Source organism: Delftia sp. 60 (assembly GCF_002754395.1).
Taxonomy (GTDB): Bacteria; Pseudomonadota; Gammaproteobacteria; order Burkholderiales; family Burkholderiaceae_C; genus Comamonas; species Comamonas acidovorans.
The window spans coordinates 2,797,321-2,819,625 of sequence record NZ_PEFD01000001.1; the positions used below are offsets into that span (position 1 = coordinate 2,797,321).

The window sequence follows — 22,305 nt, forward strand, 5'->3', positions numbered from 1 at the left end:
GGGCGCGTTCACGCTGCGGCCATGGCTTGCTGCTGCAGCCATTGGGCATGTGTCAGGCGATACAGGCAATGCCTGCGCAGCGCATGGCCTGCCGGCACCTCCGGATGGTCGAAGTCATGGGCGTCGCGCTCCATGCCCAGGCGCTGCATCACAGCCTGTGAACGCAGGTTGGACAGCGCGGTGAACGAGACGATGGACTCCAGATGCAACGCGCCGAAGCCGTGCTCCAGCGCCGCCCGTGCGCCTTCGCTGGCCAGGCCCTGGCCCCAGAAAGGCCGGGCGAGCCGCCAGCCGATTTCCACGCAGGGCGAGAACGGCAAAGACGCGGCGGGAGCATGCAGCCCGATGAAGCCCATGAACTCGCCGCTGGCAAGGTGCTCTGCCGCCCAGAAGCCCCAGCCGCGTTCCTCGATCAGTGCCTGGATCCTGTCTGCCATGGCATCGCTTTGTTCACGGCTGAGCAGTGCCGGAAAGTGCTCCATGACCTGTGGGTCGGCATTCAGTGCGGCAAAGGGCTGCCGGTCGCCGGCCTGCCACTGGCGCAGTATCAGGCGCGGTGTCCGCAGGGTCGCTACAGGGGAGTGTGTGGTGGTCATGGTTGGAGAGGGCGCTGCAGCACCAGCAGATACGCGGCTGCATGGCCTTGGAAGGAGTGGGGGATGAAGCCTGCCTCGCCTGCCAGTTTTTCCACGCTGGTGCGGCGCTGGAAATGCGGGTCGAAGACCAGTTCGGCCACGGCCAGCAGGCCGCCGGGGCGCAGGCTCTGGAAGATATCGGCCAGCGCGGCCTGGCGGTTCGGAATCTCTCCCAGCACGGCGGCCATCACGGCGCGGTCGTGCTGCTCGGCTGCGAGCTGCCCCTGGCCCAGCGCAACCGCCTGGGTGCGCACATTCTCCAGCCCCTGGGCGCGCGCCTTGGCCGCCACCTGTTCAAGCATGGCCGGCTGCAGGTCCACGGCCAGCACCTGTCCCTGCGCGCCGACGGCACGCGCCAATGGCAGGGTGACGCGGCCCGGGCCGCAGCCCGCGTCCAGCACCTTCATACCCGGCTGGATCTGCAGTTGCCCGACGATGAAGGCGGCCTTGTTGCTGGCCGCGAAGGGGTTGTCAAGCTCGACCATCCAGCGCAGCCAGGACGGGCAGGGCAGGACATGGCGGCGGGAGGACAGGCGCCAAGCCAGGCTGGTCACGGCCAGCAGGGCGATGAGGACGAGCGCGATGGTCATGTTGAATGGGCTGTGTTGCAGGCAGCGGGCAGTCTGTCACAAATGCCCGCACCAATGAAAAGACCGCCCGAAGGCGGTCCCTTTGCGCTTGGCGCCGGCTTCAGGCCGAGGCGATCTCAATGGTCTTGAATTCGCCGGATGCAATGCGCTTTTGCCATTCGGCAGGGCCCGTGATGTGGGCGCTGGTGCCGCCGGCATCCACGGCCACGGTCACGGGCATGTCCACCACGTCGAATTCGTAGATGGCTTCCATGCCCAGGTCCTCGAAGCCCACGACCTTGGCGTTCTTGATGGCCTTGGACACCAGGTAGGCGGCACCGCCCACGGCCATCAGGTAGGCCGACTTGTGGTTCTTGATGGACTCGATGGCCACCGGGCCGCGTTCGGCCTTGCCGATCATGGCGATCAGGCCGGTCTGCTCCAGCATCATGTCGGTGAACTTGTCCATGCGGGTGGCCGTGGTGGGGCCTGCGGGGCCCACGGCTTCGTCCTTGACCGGGTCCACCGGGCCGACGTAGTAGATCACGCGGTTGGTGAAGTCCACGGGCAGCTTCTCGCCCTTGGCCAGCATGTCCTGGATGCGCTTGTGGGCGGCATCGCGGCCCGTGAGCATCTTGCCGTTGAGCAGCAGGGTGTCGCCGGGCTTCCAGCTGGCCACTTCTTCCTTGGTCAGGGCGTTGAGGTCCACGCGGCGCGACTTGTTGTAGTCAGGCTCCCAGTCGATCTTGGGCCACAGGTCCAGCGAGGGCGCGTCCATGTAGACCGCGCCGGAGCCGTCCATCACGAAGTGCGCGTGGCGCGTGGCCGCGCAGTTGGGGATCATGGCCACGGGCTTGGAGGCCGCGTGCGTGGGATACATCTTGATCTTGATGTCCAGCACGGTGGCCAGGCCGCCCAGGCCTTGCGCGCCGATGCCCAGGGCGTTGACCTTCTCGTACAGCTCCAGGCGCAGTTCCTCGACCTGATCGAGCTTCTCGCCGCGCGCAGCCTTGGCCTGCAACTCGTACATGTCCAGGTCTTCCATCAGGCTTTCCTTGGCCAGCAGCACGGCCTTCTCGGCGGTGCCGCCGATGCCGATGCCCAGCATGCCCGGCGGGCACCAGCCCGCGCCCATGGTCGGAACGGTTTTGAGCACCCAGTCCACCAGGTTGTCGCTGGGGTTCATCATGATCATCTTGGACTTGTTCTCCGAGCCGCCGCCCTTGGCGGCCACGGTCACGTCCAGCTTGTCGCCGGGCACGATCTGCACGTTGATGACGGCAGGCGTGTTGTCCTTGGTGTTCTTGCGCGCGAACAGCGGATCGGCCACGACCGAGGCACGCAGCGTGTTCTCGGGGTGGTTGTAGCCGCGGCGTACGCCTTCGTTGATGGCGTCTTCCAGGCCGCCCGTGAAGCCTTCCCAGCGCACGTCCATGCCCACCTTCAGGAACACGTTGACGATGCCGGTGTCCTGGCAGATCGGGCGGTGGCCGGTGGCCGACATCTTGGAGTTGGTCAGGATCTGGGCCATCGCGTCCTTGGCCGCCGGGCTCTGCTCGCGTTCGTAGGCGCGGGCCAGGTGGGCGATGTAGTCGGCGGGGTGGTAGTAGCTGATGTACTGCAGGGCGCCTGCGATCGAATCGATCAGGTCCTGCTGGCGGATCGTGGTGGTCATCGGTGGGGTATCTTTTTGATCGGGGGAACAGGGGAGGGGAATCCCGGGGGCGATTATCGGCGCTGCAGGGGGAAAAGTGCACGCAATGGGCGCAGTCTTGTACAAGAGTCGAGGGGTTTGCCTGGACAAGCACGCCTCGGCGACACCTCAGTGGGGGACGGATGCGAGAGGTTCCCATTTACGGAGTTACCATGAGCGGGTTTTTGCCATTGCGGCCCTGCCAGCCAGATATCCCCGAGCCACGTCCTGCGCGGCCCGCCGACCTGCCTCCAGCCAACTGCGCCGCGTTGTTTTCACCAAGGAGTCCATACCAATGACCGCGACCCGCCAGGAAAAAGACACTTTCGGACCCATAGCCGTCCCCGCAGACAAGCTCTGGGGTGCGCAGACGCAGCGTTCGCTGCAGAACTTCGACATCAGCGGAGAGCAGCAGCCGCGCGAGATCATCCACGCGCTGGCCCAGGTCAAGAAGGCCTCGGCCACCGTCAACCACAAGCTGGGCCTGCTGGACGAGAAGAAGACCCAGGCCATCCTGGCCGCCGCCGACGAGGTGATCGCCGGCAAGCACCCGGACGAGTTCCCGCTGGTGGTCTGGCAGACCGGCTCGGGCACGCAGACCAACATGAACGTCAACGAGGTGCTGGCCAACCGCGCTAGCGAAATCCTCGGTGGCGAGCGCGGCGAGTCGCGCCTGGTCCACCCCAATGACGACGTGAACAAGAGCCAGTCGAGCAACGACGTGTTCCCGACCGCCATGCACGTGGCTGCCGTCACGGCCATCGAGCAAAAGCTGCTGCCCGCCATTGCCGTGCTGCGCAACACGCTGCAGGCCAAGAGCGAGGCCTATGCCGACATCGTCAAGATCGGCCGCACCCACCTGCAGGACGCCACGCCGCTGACGCTGGGCCAGGAAATCTCGGGCTGGGTGGCCCAGCTGGCCCATGGCGAAAAGCATGTGCGCGCCGCGCTGCCGCACCTGTACGAGCTGGCGCTGGGCGGCACGGCCGTGGGCACGGGCCTGAATGCGCCCAAGGGCTATGCCGAGGGCGTGGCGGCCGAGCTGTCCCAGCTCACCGGCTACCCGTTCGTGACGGCGCCCAGCAAGTTCGAGGCCCTGGCCTCGTGCGACGGCCTGGTCCACGCCCACGGCGCGCTCAAGACGCTGGCCGCCAGCATGATGAAGATCGCCAACGACGTGCGCTGGCTGGCCTCGGGCCCGCGCAGCGGCCTGGGCGAGATCTCCATCCCCGAGAACGAGCCCGGCTCGTCCATCATGCCCGGCAAGGTCAATCCCACGCAGAGCGAAGCCGTGACCATGCTGGCGGCCCAGGTCTTCGGCAACGACGTGGCCATCAACTTCGGCGGCGCCTCGGGCAACTTCGAGCTGAACGTGTTCCGCCCCATGGTCTCGCACAACTTCCTGCAGAGCGTGCGCCTGCTGGCCGATGGCATGAGGAGCTTCAACGACCACTGCGCCGTGGGCATCGAGCCCAACCGCGAGCGCATCACCGAGCTGGTGCAGCGCTCGCTGATGCTGGTGACGGCGCTGAACCCGCACATCGGCTACGACAAGGCGGCCTACATCGCCAAGAAGGCGCACAAGGAAGGCTCCAGCCTGCGTGAAGCCGCCGTGGCTTCCGGCCACCTGACCGGCGAACAGTTCGACGCCTGGGTGATCCCTGCCAAGATGGTCGGCAATCTGTAAGACCTGCTGACGCAATCAAAAAGGGGAGCCGATCGGCTCCCCTTTTTTTGCTTCATGGCCTGGCTCAGTTGTCCGCCTGCGGGCGGCGCACGGTGCGGAAAACGTACTTGAGCGCGTCGCCGATGGTGCTTTCCCAGACCGGCCATTCATGCTTGCCGTTGACGATGCGCAGCTCGGCAGGCTGCTTGTTCCTGCGCAGCTGGGCGTAGAGCTGGGCGGCGTCGGACTCGATCATGAATTCATCGTCGTCGCCCGAGTTGATGTACATGGGCACGCTGATCTTGCGGGCGAGAAAGCTGTCCCACAGCACAGGGTAGTTGTAGCTCTTCCAGACCGTGGTGCTGTACTGGCCGCCGGTATTGGGTTCGGCAAAGACCTTGACCGAGCGTGCCGAGGAATCGGCGGGTGGCTCGGGGTTGTAGATGGCGGGGCTCAGCAGGGCGGCGGCCTGGAATTTCTCGGGGTACTTGAGCACGTAGCGCAGCGCGCCATAGCCGCCCATGGACAGGCCGCCGATCACGCGGCCATCGCGGCTGGTGAGGGTGCGGTACTTCTTCTCGACATGGGGGACGAGGTCCTGGAAGAAGGCCGTCTCCATGGGCTCCTTGAGGTCCACGTACCAGGTTGTTCCCGCGTCGGGCATGACGATGATGGCGGGCGGGATCTCCCCGTTCTGGATCAGCTGGTCCACCGTGCGCAGCAGGTTGCCCTTGACGGGCCAGTCGTTGCGCTGTCCGTCGTTGCCGTGCAGCAGGTACATGACGGGGTAGCGCAGCCTGGACTGGGCGTCATAGCCCGTGGGCAGGTAGACGTTGTAGGTCCAGCTGCGCTGCAGCGTGGCGCTCTTGAACTCGGCGGCCTCGATGGAGCCGGCCTGGGCGGCTGTGCCGGCCAGCAGCGCGGCGGCTGCCAGCGTGCCGGTGGCGGCCTGGCGCAGGACGATGGAAAAGGAAAGTTGGCGCATGGTTTTTTGTCTCCTGTGGGCCGTGGCGGCTGGCCACGGCTGCGCCAATGTAATCGAGGGCCTGTGCGCCTCGGGCCCGCATGCGGGCGGAGCGTCGCCTGGGGGACTGTGGCCCTCAGCCGGGGCGGCCCTCGCCGGGGCAGCCCTCAGCCGGGCGCCCGCTGCGCGTGGCGCAGCGCGCTGCGAAAGCCCAGTTGCCCCAGCACGCAGGCCACCACCAGGGCCAGCGCCGCCGACAGGGCCGGGTTGCTGCCCAGGCTGGCGCCCAGCGTGCACAGCCCGCCCACGGCCATCTGGGTGCTGCCGTAGACACCGGCGGCCGAGCCCGTGAGGCGCGGATGCACGCTCAGCGCGCTGGCCAGCGCCGCAGGGCTGGTCAGGCCCGAGCCCAGCGCGAACAGCACCATGAGCCCCACCACGATGGCCGGCGTGAGCTGGTTGAACAGGGCCAGCAACAGCAGCATGGCCGCGCTGGCCAGGCTCAGCAGATTGCCGTTGAGCATCAGCCGCTCCAGGGGCCAGTGGCGTATCAGCTGGCGGGCCAGCGCATTGCCCACGGCCATGCCGCCCATGAGCAGGCCCAGGTAGATGGCCACCTCATGCTTGGTGGAATGCAACTGCTCGATGAAGACGAAGGGCGCCGCCGCCAGGAAGGCATAGATGGACGTGGTGGCGCAGCCGCCGCCCACGGCAAAGCCCACGAAGGCCGGCGAGCGCAGCAGGCTGCGGTAGTCGTCGCGGATGGTGCCCAGGTGCAGGCGGCCCGTGGGCTGGCCGGTTTCGGGCAGCAGCTTCCAGATGGCGAAGGCCGTCACGCCGCCGACCACGGCCAGCGTGCCGAAGATGGCGCGCCAGCCCAGGGCGTCGTCGATGGCCGAGCCGATGGCCGGCGCGATGCCGGGGCCGATCATCATCATCAGGTTGAGCAGCGCCAGGCTGCCCACGGCGTTCTCGGGCGTGCTTGAATCGCGCGCAATCGCGCGGCCCAGGGCCAGGCCCGCGCAGCCGCCCAGCGCCTGGAGCAGCCGCGCGCCGATCAGCCAGGGGGCGGACGGGGCGAGAAAGGCCGCCAGGCTGGCCAGCGCATAGAGGATGAGCCCTGCCAGTAGCATGGGGCGGCGCCCCAGGCTGTCCGACAGCGGGCCATAGATCAGCTGGCCCACGCCCAGGCCCAGGATGTAGACCGTGATGGTCAGCTGCATCTGGCTGGCACCGGCCTGGAACTGGCGTGCCGCATCGGGCAGGGCGGGCAGGAACATGTGCATGGCCAGCGTGCCGACGATGGTCACGATCACCAGCAGCCACAGCGGCGCCTTGCGGCTGGCCGCTGCATGGTCCTGGGCGGGTGGCAGCGAAGAGTGCTCGGCCGCCATCTCAGGCCGCCTGCTCGTCGGGCAGGTCCGTGTCGGAGGTGGGCTCGGCGGCCATGGCCTCCAGCAGGCGCTGCAGCGTGGCATAGGCCGCGCCCAGTTCCTCGGGCGGCACGGCGCCCAGCACCTGGGCGCGCGCCTGCTGCAGCAGGCCCTGCACGGCTTCGACCTGGGCATGGCCGGCTGGCGTGAGCTGGATTTTCCTGACGCGGCGGTCGCTGTCGTCCACGCGCTCTATCCAGCCCTGGGCGGCCAGGCCGTCCACCAGGCGCACGACCGAGGAGCTGTCCAGCGCCAGGGAGTGGGCCAGATCCTTCTGGCGCATGGCCTCGGGCGAGCGCGCCAGGTGCATCAGCGGCATCCACAGTGCCTGGGTCAGTCCCATGGGTGCCAGCAGCCGGTCCAGCGTGCGGCGCCACTGTTTGTTCACCTGCCCCAGCGTGAACATGAAATGCCTTTGCACGGCGGCGGGGTCGGCCTGCGTGGGCGGGAAGGGGGCGGAAGGGGACGACATCGGGTGATATTCAAATAGTTGGCATCCCAATTATCTGCATATCAACGATATCGTTTGCGGGGCCGCCCTGATACATCCGCATGCATCAGGGTCTTGCCCGCGGTGCCGGGGTTGTGTGCCTGGGTTGTAAGCCGGGGCGTGTGCCGGCAGTTACATGCCCAGCGACTTGAGCAGTTCGTCGGTGTCGGTGCTGGCGGCCGGCGCGGGCGCTGCGGCCGGGGCGCTGGCGGCGGTCTGGGCCATGAGCGCATCGGGATCGGGGCGCTCCTGGGGCTCGAAGTCCACGACCTTGATGAACTCGGTGCGGTCCATGGCCAGTTCGAGATAGAAGATGTTGTTGTTGCCCGTGTAGAAGGTCACGCGGCGCGCCTCGGGGGAGTCGAGGTTGGCGTCCACGCTGAGGTTGACCTGCTTGTTCAGGCGGATCATCTTGGGCTGGCTCTGGGTGATGTAGGTCTGAAGCTCGCGCTGGACCTTGCTGGTGAAGTCGCCCACCACCTGGTTCATCAGCTCGCCCATGACGTTGCTGACATCGTCCGAGGTATAGGAGGTGGCCAGGTCGTCCTCGCCCATGCCCATGCTCAGCATGTAGCTGCGGTACAGCTCCATGGCGGCGGCGGCCGAGAAGTTGATGATCACCAGGCCCGAGAAGCCGCCGTCCACCAGGACAAAGCAGCCGATGTCGGGCTTGAGGCTGGTCTTGGTGATGCGTTGCACCATGCCCGAATACTGGATCTGGCACTGCGTGGCCACCTGGAGCACGCGCGAGACGGAGTTGCAGAGGCTGATCAGCACGTCTTCCGTGCCATGGACTATGGGATGTTGGGGCTGGTTCATGAGGTCAACGGGACAAAATTGTGAGCGATTATGGGTGCAAGTCCGTTGTTGCGACCATTTGTAACTCCGAAGGCGTATTCTGGATGCCGGACCGGGCAGCCCGCCGGGTCCGCACCTTTGATGCAACGGAGGTTGGACGATGAGAGCACAGCAGCATCTGACCCGGGTTCCGCTGGACGCACTGCGTCCCACGCAGATGACCATAGGCGCCGCCGAAGTGCAGACCAAGCGCGCCCAGTGGAGCCGCCTCAAGCGCAAGGAGCGCGAAGGCCTTCTGGCCTCGCACTGGTTTCCGGCCGTGCTGGGGCCGCGTGGCCTGCACTACATCGTTGACCACCACCACCTGGGGCTGGCGCTGACTCAGGAGTCCGTGGAGCAGGTCTGGGTCATGCAGCTGGCCGATTTCAGCGAGGCCGATCCGTTGATGTTCTGGCGCCTGATGGAGTTCCACCAATGGGCCCATCCGTATGACGAGCGCGGCCGCCGATGCGACTGGGCCAAGATGCCCGAGCAGTTGGTCCGCCTGCGCGACGACCCCTACCGCAGCCTGGCCGGCGCCGTGCGCAAGGCCGGTGGCTATGCCAAGGACACGGCGCCTTTCGTCGAATTCCTCTGGGCCGATTTTTTCCGCACGCGCTTTGCACCCAAGGACCTGCGCAGCGGCAAGAGCGATGTCGCCTTGCCCGATCAGGCCCTGCACGAGGCCCTGGGCCTGGCGCACGGCGCCGAGGCGCGCTACCTGCCGGGCTGGTCCGGCGTCGTTGCTCCGCAATCCTGATGCGTGCGCCTGGCCTGCCTGCCTTGGCCGATTGGGGCGCCGGCCTGTCCATCGCCGGCCTGCTGCTGCCCGAGGCCGTGGCCTATTCCGGCATCGCCGGCCTGCCGCCGCAGGCCGGGGTGATTGCGCTGTTCGCCGGGCTGCTGGCCTATGGCCTGCTGGGGACCAGCCGCTTCGCCATCGTCTCGGCCACATCCTCCTCTGCCGCCGTGCTGCTGGCGGCCACGGCGTCCATGGCCGGCACCTCGCCGCAGCAGCGCATGCTGCTGGGCGTGGGCATCGTGCTGCTGACGGGCCTGTTCTTCGTGGTGGCGGGGCTGGCGCGGCTGGGCGCCGTGTCCAACTTCATCGCCAAGCCCGTGCTGCGCGGTTTTGCGCTGGGGCTGGCGCTGACCATCGTGGTCAAGCAGATCCCGCATGCCGTCGCCTTCCAGCCTGTGCATGGCGATCTGCCGCGCTTTGTCTGGGAGCTGCTGGCCGGCTGGCGGCACTGGAATGGAGCGGGTCTGGCCATGGCCGTTGCGGCGTTGCTGCTGATGCGTGCGCTGGCCCGCTGGCGTGGCCTGCCTGCGGCCTTGCTGGTGATTGCGGCCGGCATTGCGCTGGATGCGGGCGGCTGGTGCGCGCGCTGGGGCATTGCGGCCGTGGGGCCGATACGGCTGGATTTCTCCAACCCCGGCATTCCCTCGCTGTCGCGTGCCGAATGGCTGCGCCTGGGCGAGCTGGCCTTTGCGATGGCGCTCATCCTCTATGCCGAGTCCTATGGCTCCATCCGTACTTTTGCGCTGCGCCACGGCGACCGCGTCGATGCCAACCGCGACCTGATGGCGCTGGGCGCGGCCAACCTGCTGTCGAGCGTGTTCCATGGCATGCCCGTGGGCGCGGGCTACTCGGCCACATCGGCCAACGAGGTGGCGGGCGCGCAAAGCCGCGCTGCAGGCCTGGTGGCCTGCGCCGTGGTGGGCCTGGCCGTCTGGCTGCTGCTGCCCTGGATAGAGCGCACGCCGCAGCCGCTGCTGGCCGCCATCGTCATCCACGCTGTGGGCCACACACTGAATCCTGCCGCGCTGCGCCCTTACTTCGCCTGGCGGCGGGATCGCTTGATCGTGGTGCTGGCCTTCTTTGCCGTGCTGGCGCTGGGCGTGCTCGACGGGTTGCTGCTGGCCATTGCGGCCAGCCTGCTCATGCTGCTGCAAACGCTGTCGCGCTCGCATGTGAGCTGGCTTGGCAGGCTGGGGGACACGCATGACTTTGTCGATGCCGCACGCCATCCCGACGCGGTGGTGCCGGCCGGCCTGCTGATCGCGCGGCCCGAGGCGCCGCTATTCTTCGGCAATGCCGACCCGGTGTTTGCGGCCATCCGGGAGCGGCTGCAATCCCTGCCTTCGCCCCGCGGCGTGGTGCTGAGCCTGGAAGATTCGGCCGATCTGGATGCCACCAGTGTCGAGGCGCTGTGCGACTTCGCGGCCCAGTTGCGGCAACTGGGCGTGCCGCTGGCCCTGGCCCGCGTCAAGGACCCCGTGCGCGACCTGCTGGCGCGCGTGGGCAATCCGGCCTTGCCGCGCGCCAGCTATGCGGGCTGGAGCGTGGACGACGCCGTGCGCCAGTTGCAGATCCCTGCGTGATCCCCGCCCCGGCGCAGCCCCTCAGCCCGCCGCCTGGGTGGACTCGCGCACGATGCAGCGCCCCTGCATGATCACCTTGCGCAGCGGCAGGTCGGGCGCGTGCAGCCGCTCCATGAGCAGGCCGAATGCGGCGCGGCCCATGGCCTCCACCGGCTGCTCGATCACGGTGATGGCGGGGGCCACCAGTTCTGTCCAGCGCTCGTTGTCGAAACCGGCAAGCGCCACATCGCCGGGGATGCGCAGGCCTGCGGCGCGTATCGCGCGCAGGCAGCCTTCCAGCAGCAGGCTGTTGCTGGCCACGAAGGCATCGGGCCGCTGCGGCTGGCGCAGCCATTGCGCGACCTCGGCCTCGGCGGCATCGCTGGTCGGAGGCAACTGGCGCAAGTCGGGCGCCAGGCCCGCATCGCGCATGGCGGCCAGATAGCCGTCGCAGCGCTCGCGCGCCGTGCTGCTGGTGCTGCCAAAGACGCCTGCAATGCGGCGGCGGCCCTGGTCCACCAGATGCCTGACCAGGGTGGCGCAGGCCTGGGCGTTGTCCAGCACCACGCTGTCATGGAAGGCCGGGGCGCCCGCCCGGTCCACCAGGACGACGGGGAACTCCAGCTGCATACGCTCGAGCTTGTGCAGGCTGGCCTGGGTGGGCGCAAAGATCAGCCCCGCGATGCGCTCTTCCTGCATGAGCTGCAGGTACATGGCTTCGCGCTGCGGGTCTTCGTCGGTGTTGCACAACAGCACGCGCCGGCCCTGGCGATAGGCCTCGGCCTCGACCGCGCGGATCAGGGCCGTGAAAAACGGGTTGCGTATGTCGGCCACCAGCACGCCCATGGGCCCTGCGTCGCGCGCGCGCAGCCGGCGCGCCATCAGATTGGGCCGGTAGCCCGTGGCCTGCACGGCGGCGGCGACCCGCGCCCGGACCTCCTCGCTTACCGAGCCGCCCGCCAGCGCGCGCGATACCGTCGATTTGGAAACCCCGGCCGCACGGGCCACATCGTTGATGCTGATGCTCAATGCAATCGTTCCCGTTGGTTGTGGTGTGCCGCAGAGGATAACTCCAAAGAAATGCCGAGTTATGGCCGGATTATGGCCGGGTTATGTTGCAGTGCAGATTGACTGATGGTTGGGAACGTTCCCACAATCCGCGCCATGATCAATGCCCATTCATCCCTCCCGGCGGTTGCACCCACCGCTCCTGCGGGCCTGCAGATCGCCGTGCGCCTGGACGCCAGGGTGCGCGACAAGGCCGACGCCATTGCCCAGGCGGCCCGGCTGCTCCAGGACCGAGGCTGCGTGGCCCCTGGCTATGCCACCGGCATGCAGGCGCGCGAGGCCCAGGCCGAAACCTTTCTGGGCCACGGCGTGGCCATTCCCCACGGCCGCGCCGAAGACCGGGCCCTGGTGCTGCGCGACGCGGTGGCCGTGCTCCAGGTGCGCGAGGGCCTGGATTGGAATGCCGGCCAGAACGTGCATCTGGTGGTGGCGGTGGCGGCACGCTCCGATGCCCACATCACCTTGCTGCGCCGCCTGGCCGGCCTGCTGCAGACACCGCGGCTGCAGGCGCTGTTCACCACGGGCGATGCGCAGCAGGTCATCGATGTGCTCCAGGGGCAGGCGGACCCGGCGCCGCCTGCCGCCCGCCCGGCGGCAGTGGATCTGGCCGAGGCGCGCGAATGGACCATTGCCTATCCCAACGGCCTGCACGCGCGGCCTGCCACGCGCTGGGCGGAGGCGGCGCGCGGCTTTGCCTCGCGCATCCAGGTGCGCCATGGCGGCGAGGTGGCCGATGCGCGGCAGATGGCCAGCCTGCTGCAGCTGGGACTGCGCGAAGGCGACAAGGTCACCGTCTCGGCAGAGGGCCCCGACGCCAGTGCCGCGGTCCAGCGCCTGTGCGCCGTGGCCCAGGCCCTGGTGGTCCAGGAACGTGCCGATGCCGACGCCGCTGCGCGCAAGGCGGCCGAATCGCCCACCACGGGCTGGCTGCCGCCGCTGGCGCGGCCTGACTTTGTGGGCCTTGGCGCCAGCCCGGGGCTGGCCGTGGCCCGCATCCACCAGTGGCGTGTGGAGGCCGCCGAGATCCCCGACCTGCCCGAGCCGCTCAGCGTGGGCGGTGCGCGGCTGCATGCGGCGCTGGCCGAGACACAGGGCCAGCTGCGCGCCCTGCATGACGACACCCGCCGCCGCCTGGGCGAAGGCGATGCGGCCATCTTCAGCGCGCAGGCCGAGTGGCTGGGCGACACCGGTCTCCTCACGCGCGCCTGCCAGTTCATGGTCCAGGGCCACGGCGTGGCCTGGGCCTGGGACCGCGCTGTGGAGGAGGGGGCTGCCCGTCTCCAGGCGCTGGACAACCCTGCGCTGGCCGCGCGTGCCGCCGATCTGCGCGACGTGGGCCGGCGCGTGCTGGTGCAACTGCAGCCCTCGCTGGCAGCGGCGGGACCGGAGGGCCTGCCCGACAGCGGCTGCATCCTGGTCGCGGCCGATCTTTCGCCCTCGGAAACCGCCCGGCTGGACACGGCGCGCGTGTGCGCGCTGGTCACGGCGCAGGGCAGCCCCACCTCGCACACGGCCATACTCGCGCGCACGCTGGGGCTGCCGGCCGCCGTGGCGGCAGGCGGCGGCGTGTTGGGCATGGCCGATGGGGCCCTGGCCATCGTCGATGGCGCCAGTGGCCGCATCTACCTTGATCCCTCGGAGCAGGACCTGGCTTCGGCGCGTGCCCACATGGCCGAGCAGCGGGCGTTGCAGGAACGCGTGTCCGCGCAGCGCAGCCTGCCTGCCATCACCACCGATGGCGTGCGCATCGAAGTCTGCGCCAATGTCAACCTGCCCGAGCAGGTGCCGCTGGCCCTGTCCCAGGGCGCCGAGGGCGTGGGCCTGATGCGCACGGAATTCCTGTTCCTGGAGCGCGGCAGCACGCCCGGCGAGGACGAGCAGTACGAAACCTACCGCGCCATGGCGCAGGCGCTGGAGGGCCGGCCGCTGATCGTCCGCGCGCTGGACATCGGCGGCGACAAGCAGGTCGCCCACCTGGAGCTGCCGCGCGAGGACAACCCCTTCCTGGGCGTGCGCGGCGCGCGGCTGCTGCTGCGCCGCCCCGACCTGCTGGAGCCCCAGATGCGCGCCCTGTACCGGGCGGCCCGCGATGGCGCAAGGCTGTCCGTGATGTTTCCCATGGTCACCAGCGTGCAGGAACTGCTGGCGCTGCGCGCGGCCTGCGAACGGCTGCGTGCCGAACTGGACGCCCCGGTCCTGCCGCTGGGCATCATGATCGAGGTGCCCGCCGCCGCCGTGCAGGCCGACGCACTGGCCCGCCATGCCGATTTCTTCTCCATAGGCACCAATGACCTGACCCAATACGTGCTGGCCATGGACCGCCAGAACCCGCAACTGGCGGCCGAGGCGGACAGCCTGCATCCGGCCGTGCTGCGGATGGTGCGCGCCACCGTGCAGGGTGCTGCCACCCGCGCGCGTCCCGTGGGCGTCTGTGGCGGACTGGCCGGCGACCCGTTCGGTGCGCTGCTGCTGGCCGGGCTGGGGGTGACCGAGCTGTCCATGACGCCCAACGACATTGCCGGTGTCAAGGCCGGCCTGCGCGCGGCCAGCCTGCGGCAGTTGCAGGCGCTCGCAGACAGGGCGCTCGGCTGCGAGGATGCCGCGCAGGTGCGGGCACTGGCCAAGGAGGTGACGGCATGAACGCCCCGCAAGCCATCACCGTGACCCTGAACCCGGCCATAGACCAGCTCGTGACCCTGGATGCGCTGCTGCCCGGCCAGGTGCAGCGCGCATTGGGCAGCGTGCAGGCGCCGGGCGGCAAGGGCATCAATGTTGCCGCCGCCTTGGCGGGCCTGGGCGTTTCCACGGCCGCGCTGGGCGTGCTGGGCAGCGACAACGCCGGCATGTTCGAGGCCTTGTTCGCCCAGCGCGACATTGCCGACGCCTGCCTGCGCGTGCCGGGCCAGACGCGCACCAACATCAAGCTGGTGGCCGACGGCGGACGCCAGACCACGGACATCAACCTGCCGGGCCTGGTGTTGGCCGAAGCGCATCTGGACGCCGTCATGTCCACGCTGGCCCGGTATCTGCGGCCCGGCCTGGCCGTGGTGCTGTCGGGCAGCCTGCCTGCCGGCCTGCCTGCGGACAGCTGGGCCCGGCTCCAGGCCGAGGCCGTGGCCGCCGGTGCCTATGTGCTGCTGGACACCAGCGAGGCCCCCCTGGCCGCCGCCCTGGCGACGGCCCCTCATGCGGCCATGCCCTGGGCCATCAAGCCCAACCGGGAGGAGTTGCAGGCCGCCACAGGCCAGCGCCTGGATGGCCGCGACGCGCTGCTGGCCGCCGCGCGCAGCCTGCTGGACAGGGGGCTGGGGCTGGCCGTGGTGTCCATGGGCGAGGAGGGCGCGCTGTTTGCCAGCGCGCAAGGCGCGGTGATTGCGCGGCCGCCGCAGCGCGCGCGCGGCAGCTCCGTGGGTGCGGGCGATGCCATGGTCGCGGGCATGGTGGCCGCGCGGCTGCGCGGACTGGATCTGGCGGACACCGCACGCCTGTCCACGGCCAGCGCGCTGGCTTGGCTGCAGGCCGCGCCCGCGCACGAAGTTGATGCCAACCGCGTCCAGGCACTGGCTGCCAGCGTGCTGCTGGAGCCATGCCAGTGGCCGTGATCCCCCATTCTTCAGGAGCTTTCATGAACCCTCTTTTTGTGGTGATCGCAGCGGCCGGGCACGACGCCGAAGCGCTGCTGGCTGCCGAAGCCCTGCGCCATGCGGCCGGACAGCGTTCCTTGGCCGTGGAAGTGCGTGCCAGCGGCGGTGTGATCGGGCTGCATGCAGCCGATGCCGCCGCGCAGGCCGGGCAATTGCTGATCGTGGGGGATGCCGGCACCGATGACGATGCAGATACCGACGCCGATGCCTCCCGCTTCGTGCAGGCCGCCGTCGAGCGCTGCAGCCTGCGCGAGGCGCTTGATGATCCGGCCGGCGTGCTGGCACGCTGCGCTGCCGCCAGTCCCGCAGCACAGCGCACGGGCAAGCGCATTGTGGCCGTCACCTCCTGCCCCACGGGCATCGCCCATACCTTCATGGCGGCCGAGGGCCTGCAGCGCGGCGCGGCGGCGCTGGGCCACGCCATGCGCGTGGAGACGCAAGGCTCGGTGGGCGCGCTCGATGCGCTGACGCCGCAGGAGATTGCCGAGGCCGACCTGGTCATCATCGCCGCCGACCGCGAGGTCGATCTTTCGCGCTTCGCGGGCAAGCCGCTGCTGCGCAGCGGCACCAAGCCGGCCATACGCGACGGCTCGGGGCTGATCACCCGGGCGCTGGCCGAAGCCACCGTGCATGGTGCCGCCGTAGGCGCTGCTGCAGGCGGCGCCGCGCCCACGCCGGCCCGGACCCAGGGCGGTGCCTATCGCCACCTGATGACCGGCGTGTCCTTCATGCTGCCCTTCGTCACGGCGGGCGGCATTCTGATCGCCATGGCCTTTGCGCTGGGCGGCATCTATGTCCATGACGATGCCCACCAGGGCACCCTGGGCTGGACGCTGTTCCAGATCGGCGCCAAGGGCGGCTTTGCGCTGATGGTGCCGGCGCTGGCCGGCTATATCGCCTATTCCATTGCCGACCGGCCCGGCATTGCGCCGGGCATGATCGGCGGGATGATCGCGTCCAGCATGGGGGCGGGATTCATCGGCGGCATTGCGGCCGGCTTCATTGCAGGCTACGGCGTGGCCTTCATGGCGGCGCACATCCGGCTGCCGCAGGCGCTCAAGGGCCTGCTGCCCATGCTCATTCTGCCCGTGCTGGGCAGCCTGTTCACGGGGCTGCTGATGTTCTATCTGGTCGGTGCGCCCGTGGCCGAGCTGCTGCAGTGGCTGAGCGCCTGGCTGCGCGGCATGCAGGGTGCCAGTGCCTTGCTGCTGGGCCTGTTGCTGGGCGCGATGATGGCCTTTGACATGGGCGGGCCGGTGAACAAGGCCGCCTATGCGTTTTCCACGGGAATGATCGCGAGCCAGGTCTACACGCCCATGGCCGCAGCCATGATCGCCGGCATGACGCCGCCGCTGGGGCTGGCCCTGGCCACGCGCCTGTTCGCCGACCGCTTCACGCGCGAGGAGCGCGGCAGCGCCGCCTCGGCCGGCGTGCTGGGCCTGGCCTTTGTCACCGAAGGGGCCATTCCCTACGCGGCGCGCGATCCGCTGCGCACGATTCCGGCCCTGGTGCTGGGCTCGGCCGTGGCCGGCGCCGTGTCCATGCTGGCGGGTGTGGAGCTGAAGGTGCCGCATGGCGGCATCTTCGTCGCGCCCATACCCAACGCCGTGACCCACGTGGCCATGTATGCGGTGGCGCTGGTGGCGGGCGTGGTGGTCACGGCCATCGCCCTGCGCATGTTCAAAAGGCCCGCCGAAGCGGGCCTTTGAAGCAGGAAGCCGGGGGAACGCCTGGAGCGGCTCCCCCCGCAGCGTTCAGCGGGCTGCGGCGCGGGCCTGTTCCAGCCAGCCGTCGAAGGTCTTCTGGTGGGCCTTGATCCAGCCGTCCACATGGCGGTTGATGTCCGAGGGCTTGTTCTGGCCCTGGCTCATCATGTGATTCTGCGCACTGATGTCGCCCACGGGCAGCTGCATCAGCTCGAACAGCTTGCCGGCGTCGGGATGCTTGTCGGTGAAGGCCTTGTTGGCCACGATCTGCTGCTTGTTCACCACGAAGCCGTAGTTCTTGCCGTTGGGCAGCTTGGTATCGAACTTGGCCTGCTCGCCGGGCAGCGAGGAGAAGGGCACCTCCAGCCACACCACGTCCTTGCCGGGCTTGAGCACGTTGCTCACCCAGTAGGGCGTCCAGGTGTAGTAGAGGATGGGCTTGCCGGCCTTGTAGCGCGAGATGGTGTCGGCGATCAGCGCCGAGTACGTGCCCTGCTTGTGGGTCACGGTGTCACGCAGCTTGTAGGCCGTCAGGTGGTGCTCGATCACGGCCTCGCAGCCCCAGCCCGGCGTGCAGCCGGTGAGGTCGGCCTTGCCGTCGCCGTCCGAGTCGAACAGCTTGGCGATCTTGGGGTCCTTCAACTGGCCGATATTGGTGATCTTGTATTCGTCGGCCGTCTTCTTGTCGATCAGATAGCCCTGGGCGGCGTTGTCCGAGTAAACGCCCTTGCGGAACAGCTTGGCGTCGCCGCCCGCGTTCTTGTAGTAGTCGGCGTGCAGCGGGTTCCAGTGCGTGGCCAGGAAAGTGGCATCGCCATTGGCAATCGCCACGTGGGCCGTGGGGTACTCGACTTCCTGGAAGGGCTGCACGTCGTAGCCCAGCCTCTCCAGGGCCTTCATGACGATCAGGGTCTGGAAGCTTTCTTCGGCGATGGAGCTCTTGAGCGGCGACACCTTCACGCCCTTGCCGGGCTGGTCGCTGGCGGCCGATGCGCCTGCGCAGGCCAGTGCGATGCCGGCAGCCATCGTGGCGGTGCGCAGCCAGTGGATGGCAGCGGCAGTTGGCAGTCGATTGTGGTTCAGGGCTTGGTTCATCCTCGGGTTCCTCCGTTGTGTGATGAAAGGGGAGTGGGCGGCCAGCGTGGCTGGCCGCTTTTCGGGAAGGCGGCGCGGCAGTGGGCCCATCCGCGCCGCAGTGAAGGCATTCAGCTGGTGCTGCCGCGATGGACCGGCTTGCTGCCGGCGCCCAGCAGGCGGGCAATGCAGCCGGCGGGGCCGCTGTGCCACCAGCGCGCGCCGCCACGGGTCGTCTGCCCCATGGCCTGGGTGATGCGGTCCAGCACGATGGCCAGCAGCACGATGCCCAGTCCGCCCACGGTGGCCAGGCCCATGTCCAGGCGGCCGATGCCGCGCAGCACCATCTGGCCCAGGCCGCCCACGGCGATCATGGAGGCGATCACCACCATGGACAGCGACAGCATCAGCGCCTGGTTCACGCCCGCCATGATGGACGGCATGGCCAGCGGCAGCTGCACCTTCCACAGCAACTGCCAGGGCGATGCGCCATAGGCGCGGCTGGCCTCGATCAGGTCGGGGCGCACCTGGCGGATGCCCAGGTTGGTCAGGCGGATCAGCGGCGGCAGCGCGAAGATGATGGTCACGATCACGCCGGGCACGTTGCCGATGCCGAACAGCATCACCACGGGCACCAGGTAGACGAAGGCCGGCGTGGTCTGCATGGCGTCGAGCAGCGGGCGTGTCCAGCGCTGCGCACGGTCGCTGGAGGCCAGCAAAATCCCCGCAGGCAGGCCGATGACCATGCAGAACACCAGCGAGGTCAGCACCAGGGACAGCGTCACCATGGCCTCGGGCCAGATGCCCAGCATGGCGACCACCACCAGCGAGACGGCGGCGCCAATGGCCATGGCGCGGCCCGCGAACTGCCAGGCCACCAGGGTCAGGATCAGGATCAGCAGCGGCCAGGGCAGGGCCAGCATGGCATCGGTGATGCCCGACAGCGTGCCGTCGATGGGCGTGCGCACGGCCTGGAAGAAGGGGCGGAAATGGTGGACCACCCATTCCAGGCCGCTGTTGATCCAGCCCTGCACGGGCAGGCCGTCGGTGGTCAATTGGTGCCAGAGGCTGGCATGGGCGTCGTCGGGAACGCCCGAGCCGGCCGAGGCGCCCAGCCAGTCACCGCCTGCGGCATCACCGCCGCTGGCGGCGCCCCAGGGATCGGCCGAGGCATCGGGTGCCGGCGTGGCGGCGGTGGCCCAAGGATCGGCGCTTGCAGAGGCCGCGGAATCGGTGGAAGCAGAGGCTGCGGAATCGGTGGAAGCAGGGGCTGTGCTCGCATCGGCCCAGGGATCGGTGGCGGCAGCGGCGGTGTTCGGGTTCAGGCTGTTGGTTGCATCGCTCATGCGGCATCTCCTTGTCGTTGTTCGATCGGCTCCACGGTCGGCGCGACGGTGGGGGCGTTGGAGGCCGGGAAATGCGGGTTGAGCGTGACCGGCGGCACGATCTCCTGCGGCGGTGGCACGGGCGGCGTGTCGCGGTCCAGGAAGCGCAGCATGGTGGTGCGGCTGACCACGCCCATGAACTGGCCGTCGTCGCTGGTCACCGGCAGCGCGCAGGGCGCGGCGGCCACGGGGCCGAACAGCTCGGCCACCGGCGTGCCTGCGGACAGCGGCTCGACGTTGGGCAGGAAGGCGTGGCTCAGGCCCAGCATGCCCGGGCGGCCATGCAGTGCGTCGCGCAGCGACTGCGAGGACACCACGCCCAGGAAGCGGCGGCGCGCGTTGACCACATAGGCGTAGTCGCGGTCGGAGTCTTCCAGCAGGCGCTGTGCCGCGCGGCAGCCGCGGTCGCTGTGCTCGGACACCACGGTCAGCGCCTGGCGCGCGATGTCGCCGGCCTTGAAGACCGAGGCCGCGTCCACGCCACGCACGAAGCTGCGCACATAGTCGTCGGCAGGGCTGCGCAGGATCTCGTCGGGCGTGCCGACCTGGATCACCTGGCCGTCCTTCATGATGGCGATGCGGTCGCCGATGCGCATGGCCTCGTCCAGGTCATGCGAGATGAAGACGATGGTGCGGCGCTGGATCTGCTGCAGGCGCAGCAGCTCGGACTGCATCTCCGTGCGGATGATGGGGTCCAGGGCCGAGAAGGCCTCGTCCATCAGCAGGATGGACGGATCGGACGCCAGCGCCCGGGCCAGGCCCACGCGCTGCTGCATGCCGCCCGACAGCTCGTCGGGGTAGCTGGCGCCCCAGGCGCCCAGGCCCACCTGCTCCAGCGCGGCCTGGGCCTGTGTCTGGCGCTCGGCCTTGTCGGCGCCGGCCAGCTCCAGGCCGAAGGCCGTGTTGTCCAGCACCGTCATGTGCGGCATCAGCGCAAAGGACTGGAACACCATGGAGATGTCCTTGCGGCGCAGCGCGCGCAGGTCGCGCTCGCTCAGGGCATTGATGTCCTGGCCATCGACCACGATGCGCCCGGCCGTGGGCTCGATGAGGCGGTTGAGCATGCGCACCAGGGTGGACTTGCCCGAGCCCGACAAGCCCATGACGACGAAGATCTCGCCGGCCTCGATGGTGAAATTGGCGTCGAACACGCCGATGGACTGGCCCGTGCGCTCCAGGATCTCCTGTTTGCTCAGGCCCTGTTGGACGAGGTCGAGTGCGGTCTTGGGGTCGTCCCCGAACACCTTGAACACATGATCGATGATGATCTGCTTGGCCACTGTGGCGTTCTCCTTTTGGGTGAGATGGAACACAGTCCAGCGTCCTCGACGGGCGAAGACGCTGGCGCGCAAGCCAAAAATGAAGCCCTGATGCCGTTCGCTGCAGGGGACTGCCGTCCCCCGTTGCTGGGATTCAAACAGGTGCGAAAGCACCCGAGGCGGCTCGGATGGCACGCGAAGCGGTGCGCAAGAGCCAGAAGTTGAGAGCAGCCGGCGGCGAGGCGCGCGGTGTCTCAGTCGGGCATCGTGGCTGAAGATCAGCCAGCGCGATGCCCCACAACATCAGGACCGAGTTTCGGCCCGGTTGACGGGGCTGTGCCGGGAGCACAACGATCCGCCGGGGTGTATCGGCAGGCCGTGAAGACGGTGCCGATGACCTGCTTGGCAGGTTGTAAAGAAGCCGAAATTATATAAAACAGGTTTTACTGCGTCAAAACGCATGAGCCGAAGAAGACCTGTTTTGGGCTGTTTCAAGCTCTTGGGGGATGCAATCCGGCCATTATTTGCTCTCTTAATGAGAGCATTGAGGCCATGATTCACAAGGTGTGTGCTGTCATCGATGAATAAAATCGGTCAAGCGTCAGCTTGAGGAAAGCTTCAGGCCCGATCTGCGGCAAAAAGCGTGCCCGGCGCGCTGGCCGGCCGGGCGCTGGCAGGTGACCGACCCGTTGCCTGCGCCCGCCCATGAAAAAAGCCCCGTAGCGGCTGGCGCTGCGGGGCTTCGGTGCGGGATGCCGACGGGCTCAGTGGTTGCTGGCCGTGCTGTTGATCAGCTTGTCGGTATAGGCGATGGCCAGGGCGCTGGCCAGGAAGGTGACGTGGATGATGGTCTGCCACATCAGCACCTTGACGTCGTAGCTGCCCGCGTTGATGAAGGTCTTGAGCAGGTGGATGGAGCTGATGCCGATGATGGACAGGGCCAGCTTGACCTTGAGGATGGAGGCGTTCACGTGGCCCAGCCACTCGGGCTGGTCGGGGTGGCTGTCCAGGCCCAGGCGGCTGACGAAGGTCTCGTAGCCGCCCACGATGACCATGATCAGCAGGTTGGAGATCATCACCACGTCGATCAGCGCCAGGACCACCAGCATGATGATGGTCTCGTTGAGCGCGCCGATGGGTGCATCGTGCTTGTAGCCGATGCTGGTGATCAGGGCCTGCAGCGCTTCCTGGTTGCCGAAGGCGGCCTCGATCAGGTGCCACAACTCGAGCAGGAAGTGCCAGACGTAGACGCCCTGGGCGGCGATCAGGCCCAGGTACAGCGGCAGCTGCAGCCAGCGGCTGGCGAAGATCAGGGAGGGCAGGGGACGCAGGGGGGAGCCGGGGGCTCGATTGGAGTTTTGCTGGCGGGCCATGGTGGTCGGTCGCGCTTGTCTTGCGTGGGGGCGTGGATGGGAGGGGACAATGGCCGTGGAAAACGGGCGCGCGATTTTAGCGGCGAAACAGGCCATTGCCAGTGACAGCCGGGAACTGCGGGGAATCCCCAGGTAGACGCGCCCA

The 22,305-nt window shown here is 68.4% G+C and carries 18 protein-coding genes; 6 read left to right on the forward strand and 12 right to left on the reverse strand.

Translation table 11 applies throughout. The features are described from left to right. Window positions 1–8 precede the first annotated feature (8 nt). The 3 genes from CLV01_RS12700 to CLV01_RS12710 form a co-directional block, all read right to left on the reverse strand. Window positions 9–596, reverse strand: a complete 588-nt coding sequence (locus CLV01_RS12700) for a GNAT family N-acetyltransferase (RefSeq protein WP_012204536.1) — start codon at window positions 594–596, stop codon at window positions 9–11. Then, the gene (locus tag CLV01_RS12705) at window positions 593–1,225 is read right to left on the reverse strand and encodes a class I SAM-dependent methyltransferase (protein ID WP_099734159.1); all 633 of its coding nucleotides are present in this window, start codon (window positions 1,223–1,225) and stop codon (window positions 593–595) included. The genes CLV01_RS12700 and CLV01_RS12705 overlap by 4 nt, the downstream gene beginning before the upstream one ends. 100 nt (window positions 1,226–1,325) lie before the next feature. Continuing rightward, complete coding sequence (locus CLV01_RS12710; RefSeq protein WP_034391754.1) at window positions 1,326–2,879, reverse strand: fumarate hydratase; 1,554 nt, start codon at window positions 2,877–2,879, stop codon at window positions 1,326–1,328. A gap of 313 nt (window positions 2,880–3,192) precedes the next feature. Between CLV01_RS12710 and fumC the strand changes: the two genes are divergently transcribed. Further along, window positions 3,193–4,584 (forward strand): class II fumarate hydratase, encoded by a 1,392-nt coding sequence (gene fumC / locus CLV01_RS12715; protein WP_099734158.1) that lies wholly within the window; start codon window positions 3,193–3,195, stop codon window positions 4,582–4,584. 64 nt (window positions 4,585–4,648) lie between these two features. Here fumC and CLV01_RS12720 read toward each other — a convergent pair whose 3' ends face one another. The 4 genes from CLV01_RS12720 to CLV01_RS12735 form a co-directional block, all read right to left on the reverse strand. After that, window positions 4,649–5,548, reverse strand: coding sequence for an alpha/beta hydrolase (locus CLV01_RS12720; RefSeq protein ID WP_012204540.1), 900 nt, complete (start codon window positions 5,546–5,548; stop codon window positions 4,649–4,651). A gap of 146 nt (window positions 5,549–5,694) precedes the next feature. Continuing rightward, complete coding sequence (locus CLV01_RS12725; RefSeq protein WP_065347986.1) at window positions 5,695–6,921, reverse strand: multidrug effflux MFS transporter; 1,227 nt, start codon at window positions 6,919–6,921, stop codon at window positions 5,695–5,697. A 1-nt stretch (window position 6,922) separates the two neighbouring features. Continuing rightward, window positions 6,923–7,432: a MarR family winged helix-turn-helix transcriptional regulator gene (locus CLV01_RS12730; RefSeq protein ID WP_099734157.1), complete on the reverse strand. Its 510-nt coding sequence runs from the start codon at window positions 7,430–7,432 to the stop codon at window positions 6,923–6,925. A gap of 150 nt (window positions 7,433–7,582) precedes the next feature. Next, window positions 7,583–8,269, reverse strand: coding sequence for a DUF3334 family protein (locus tag CLV01_RS12735; protein WP_012204543.1), 687 nt, complete (start codon window positions 8,267–8,269; stop codon window positions 7,583–7,585). 139 nt (window positions 8,270–8,408) lie between these two features. Here CLV01_RS12735 and CLV01_RS12740 point away from each other — a divergent pair, with 139 nt between their 5' ends. Further along, window positions 8,409–9,047: a ParB-like protein gene (locus tag CLV01_RS12740; RefSeq protein ID WP_099734156.1), complete on the forward strand. Its 639-nt coding sequence runs from the start codon at window positions 8,409–8,411 to the stop codon at window positions 9,045–9,047. Beyond that, window positions 9,047–10,672, forward strand: coding sequence for a SulP family inorganic anion transporter (locus CLV01_RS12745; protein ID WP_099734155.1), 1,626 nt, complete (start codon window positions 9,047–9,049; stop codon window positions 10,670–10,672). Before CLV01_RS12740 ends, CLV01_RS12745 begins: the two co-directional genes overlap by 1 nt. A 21-nt stretch (window positions 10,673–10,693) precedes the next feature. Here the strand turns inward: CLV01_RS12745 and CLV01_RS12750 are convergent, their stop codons facing one another. Then, entirely contained in the window at window positions 10,694–11,680 is a 987-nt protein-coding gene (locus tag CLV01_RS12750; RefSeq protein WP_099734154.1) for a LacI family DNA-binding transcriptional regulator, read from the reverse strand. 135 nt (window positions 11,681–11,815) lie between these two features. Between CLV01_RS12750 and ptsP the strand changes: the two genes are divergently transcribed. The 3 genes from ptsP to CLV01_RS12765 are packed head-to-tail and all read left to right on the forward strand — an operon-like array spanning window position 11,816 to window position 17,072. Then, complete coding sequence (gene ptsP, locus CLV01_RS12755) at window positions 11,816–14,359, forward strand: phosphoenolpyruvate--protein phosphotransferase (protein WP_099734153.1); 2,544 nt, start codon at window positions 11,816–11,818, stop codon at window positions 14,357–14,359. Then, a complete protein-coding gene (locus CLV01_RS12760; RefSeq protein WP_099734152.1) occupies window positions 14,356–15,321 on the forward strand; it encodes a 1-phosphofructokinase family hexose kinase in 966 nt (321 codons plus the stop codon). Before ptsP ends, CLV01_RS12760 begins: the two co-directional genes overlap by 4 nt. A 23-nt stretch (window positions 15,322–15,344) precedes the next feature. Beyond that, window positions 15,345–17,072 carry a PTS fructose transporter subunit IIC gene (locus CLV01_RS12765; RefSeq protein ID WP_099734151.1) on the forward strand — a complete coding sequence of 576 codons (1,728 nt, stop codon included), beginning with the start codon at window positions 15,345–15,347 and terminating at the stop codon, window positions 17,070–17,072. Window positions 17,073–17,117: 45 nt separating this feature from the next. On the opposite strand, the gene proX is transcribed toward CLV01_RS12765, so the two are convergent. The 4 genes from proX to CLV01_RS12785 form a co-directional block, all read right to left on the reverse strand. Further along, window positions 17,118–18,164 (reverse strand): glycine betaine/L-proline ABC transporter substrate-binding protein ProX, encoded by a 1,047-nt coding sequence (gene proX, locus CLV01_RS12770; protein ID WP_099734150.1) that lies wholly within the window; start codon window positions 18,162–18,164, stop codon window positions 17,118–17,120. A gap of 110 nt (window positions 18,165–18,274) precedes the next feature. Next, on the reverse strand, window positions 18,275–19,489 hold the full coding sequence (gene proW, locus CLV01_RS12775; protein WP_099734149.1) for a glycine betaine/L-proline ABC transporter permease ProW: 1,215 nt from the start codon (window positions 19,487–19,489) through the stop codon (window positions 18,275–18,277). Next, entirely contained in the window at window positions 19,486–20,808 is a 1,323-nt protein-coding gene (gene proV, locus CLV01_RS12780; protein ID WP_141834109.1) for a glycine betaine/L-proline ABC transporter ATP-binding protein ProV, read from the reverse strand. Before proV ends, proW begins: the two co-directional genes overlap by 4 nt. 743 nt (window positions 20,809–21,551) lie before the next feature. Next, window positions 21,552–22,160 (reverse strand): TIGR00645 family protein, encoded by a 609-nt coding sequence (locus CLV01_RS12785; RefSeq protein WP_012204594.1) that lies wholly within the window; start codon window positions 22,158–22,160, stop codon window positions 21,552–21,554. Window positions 22,161–22,305 lie beyond the last annotated feature (145 nt).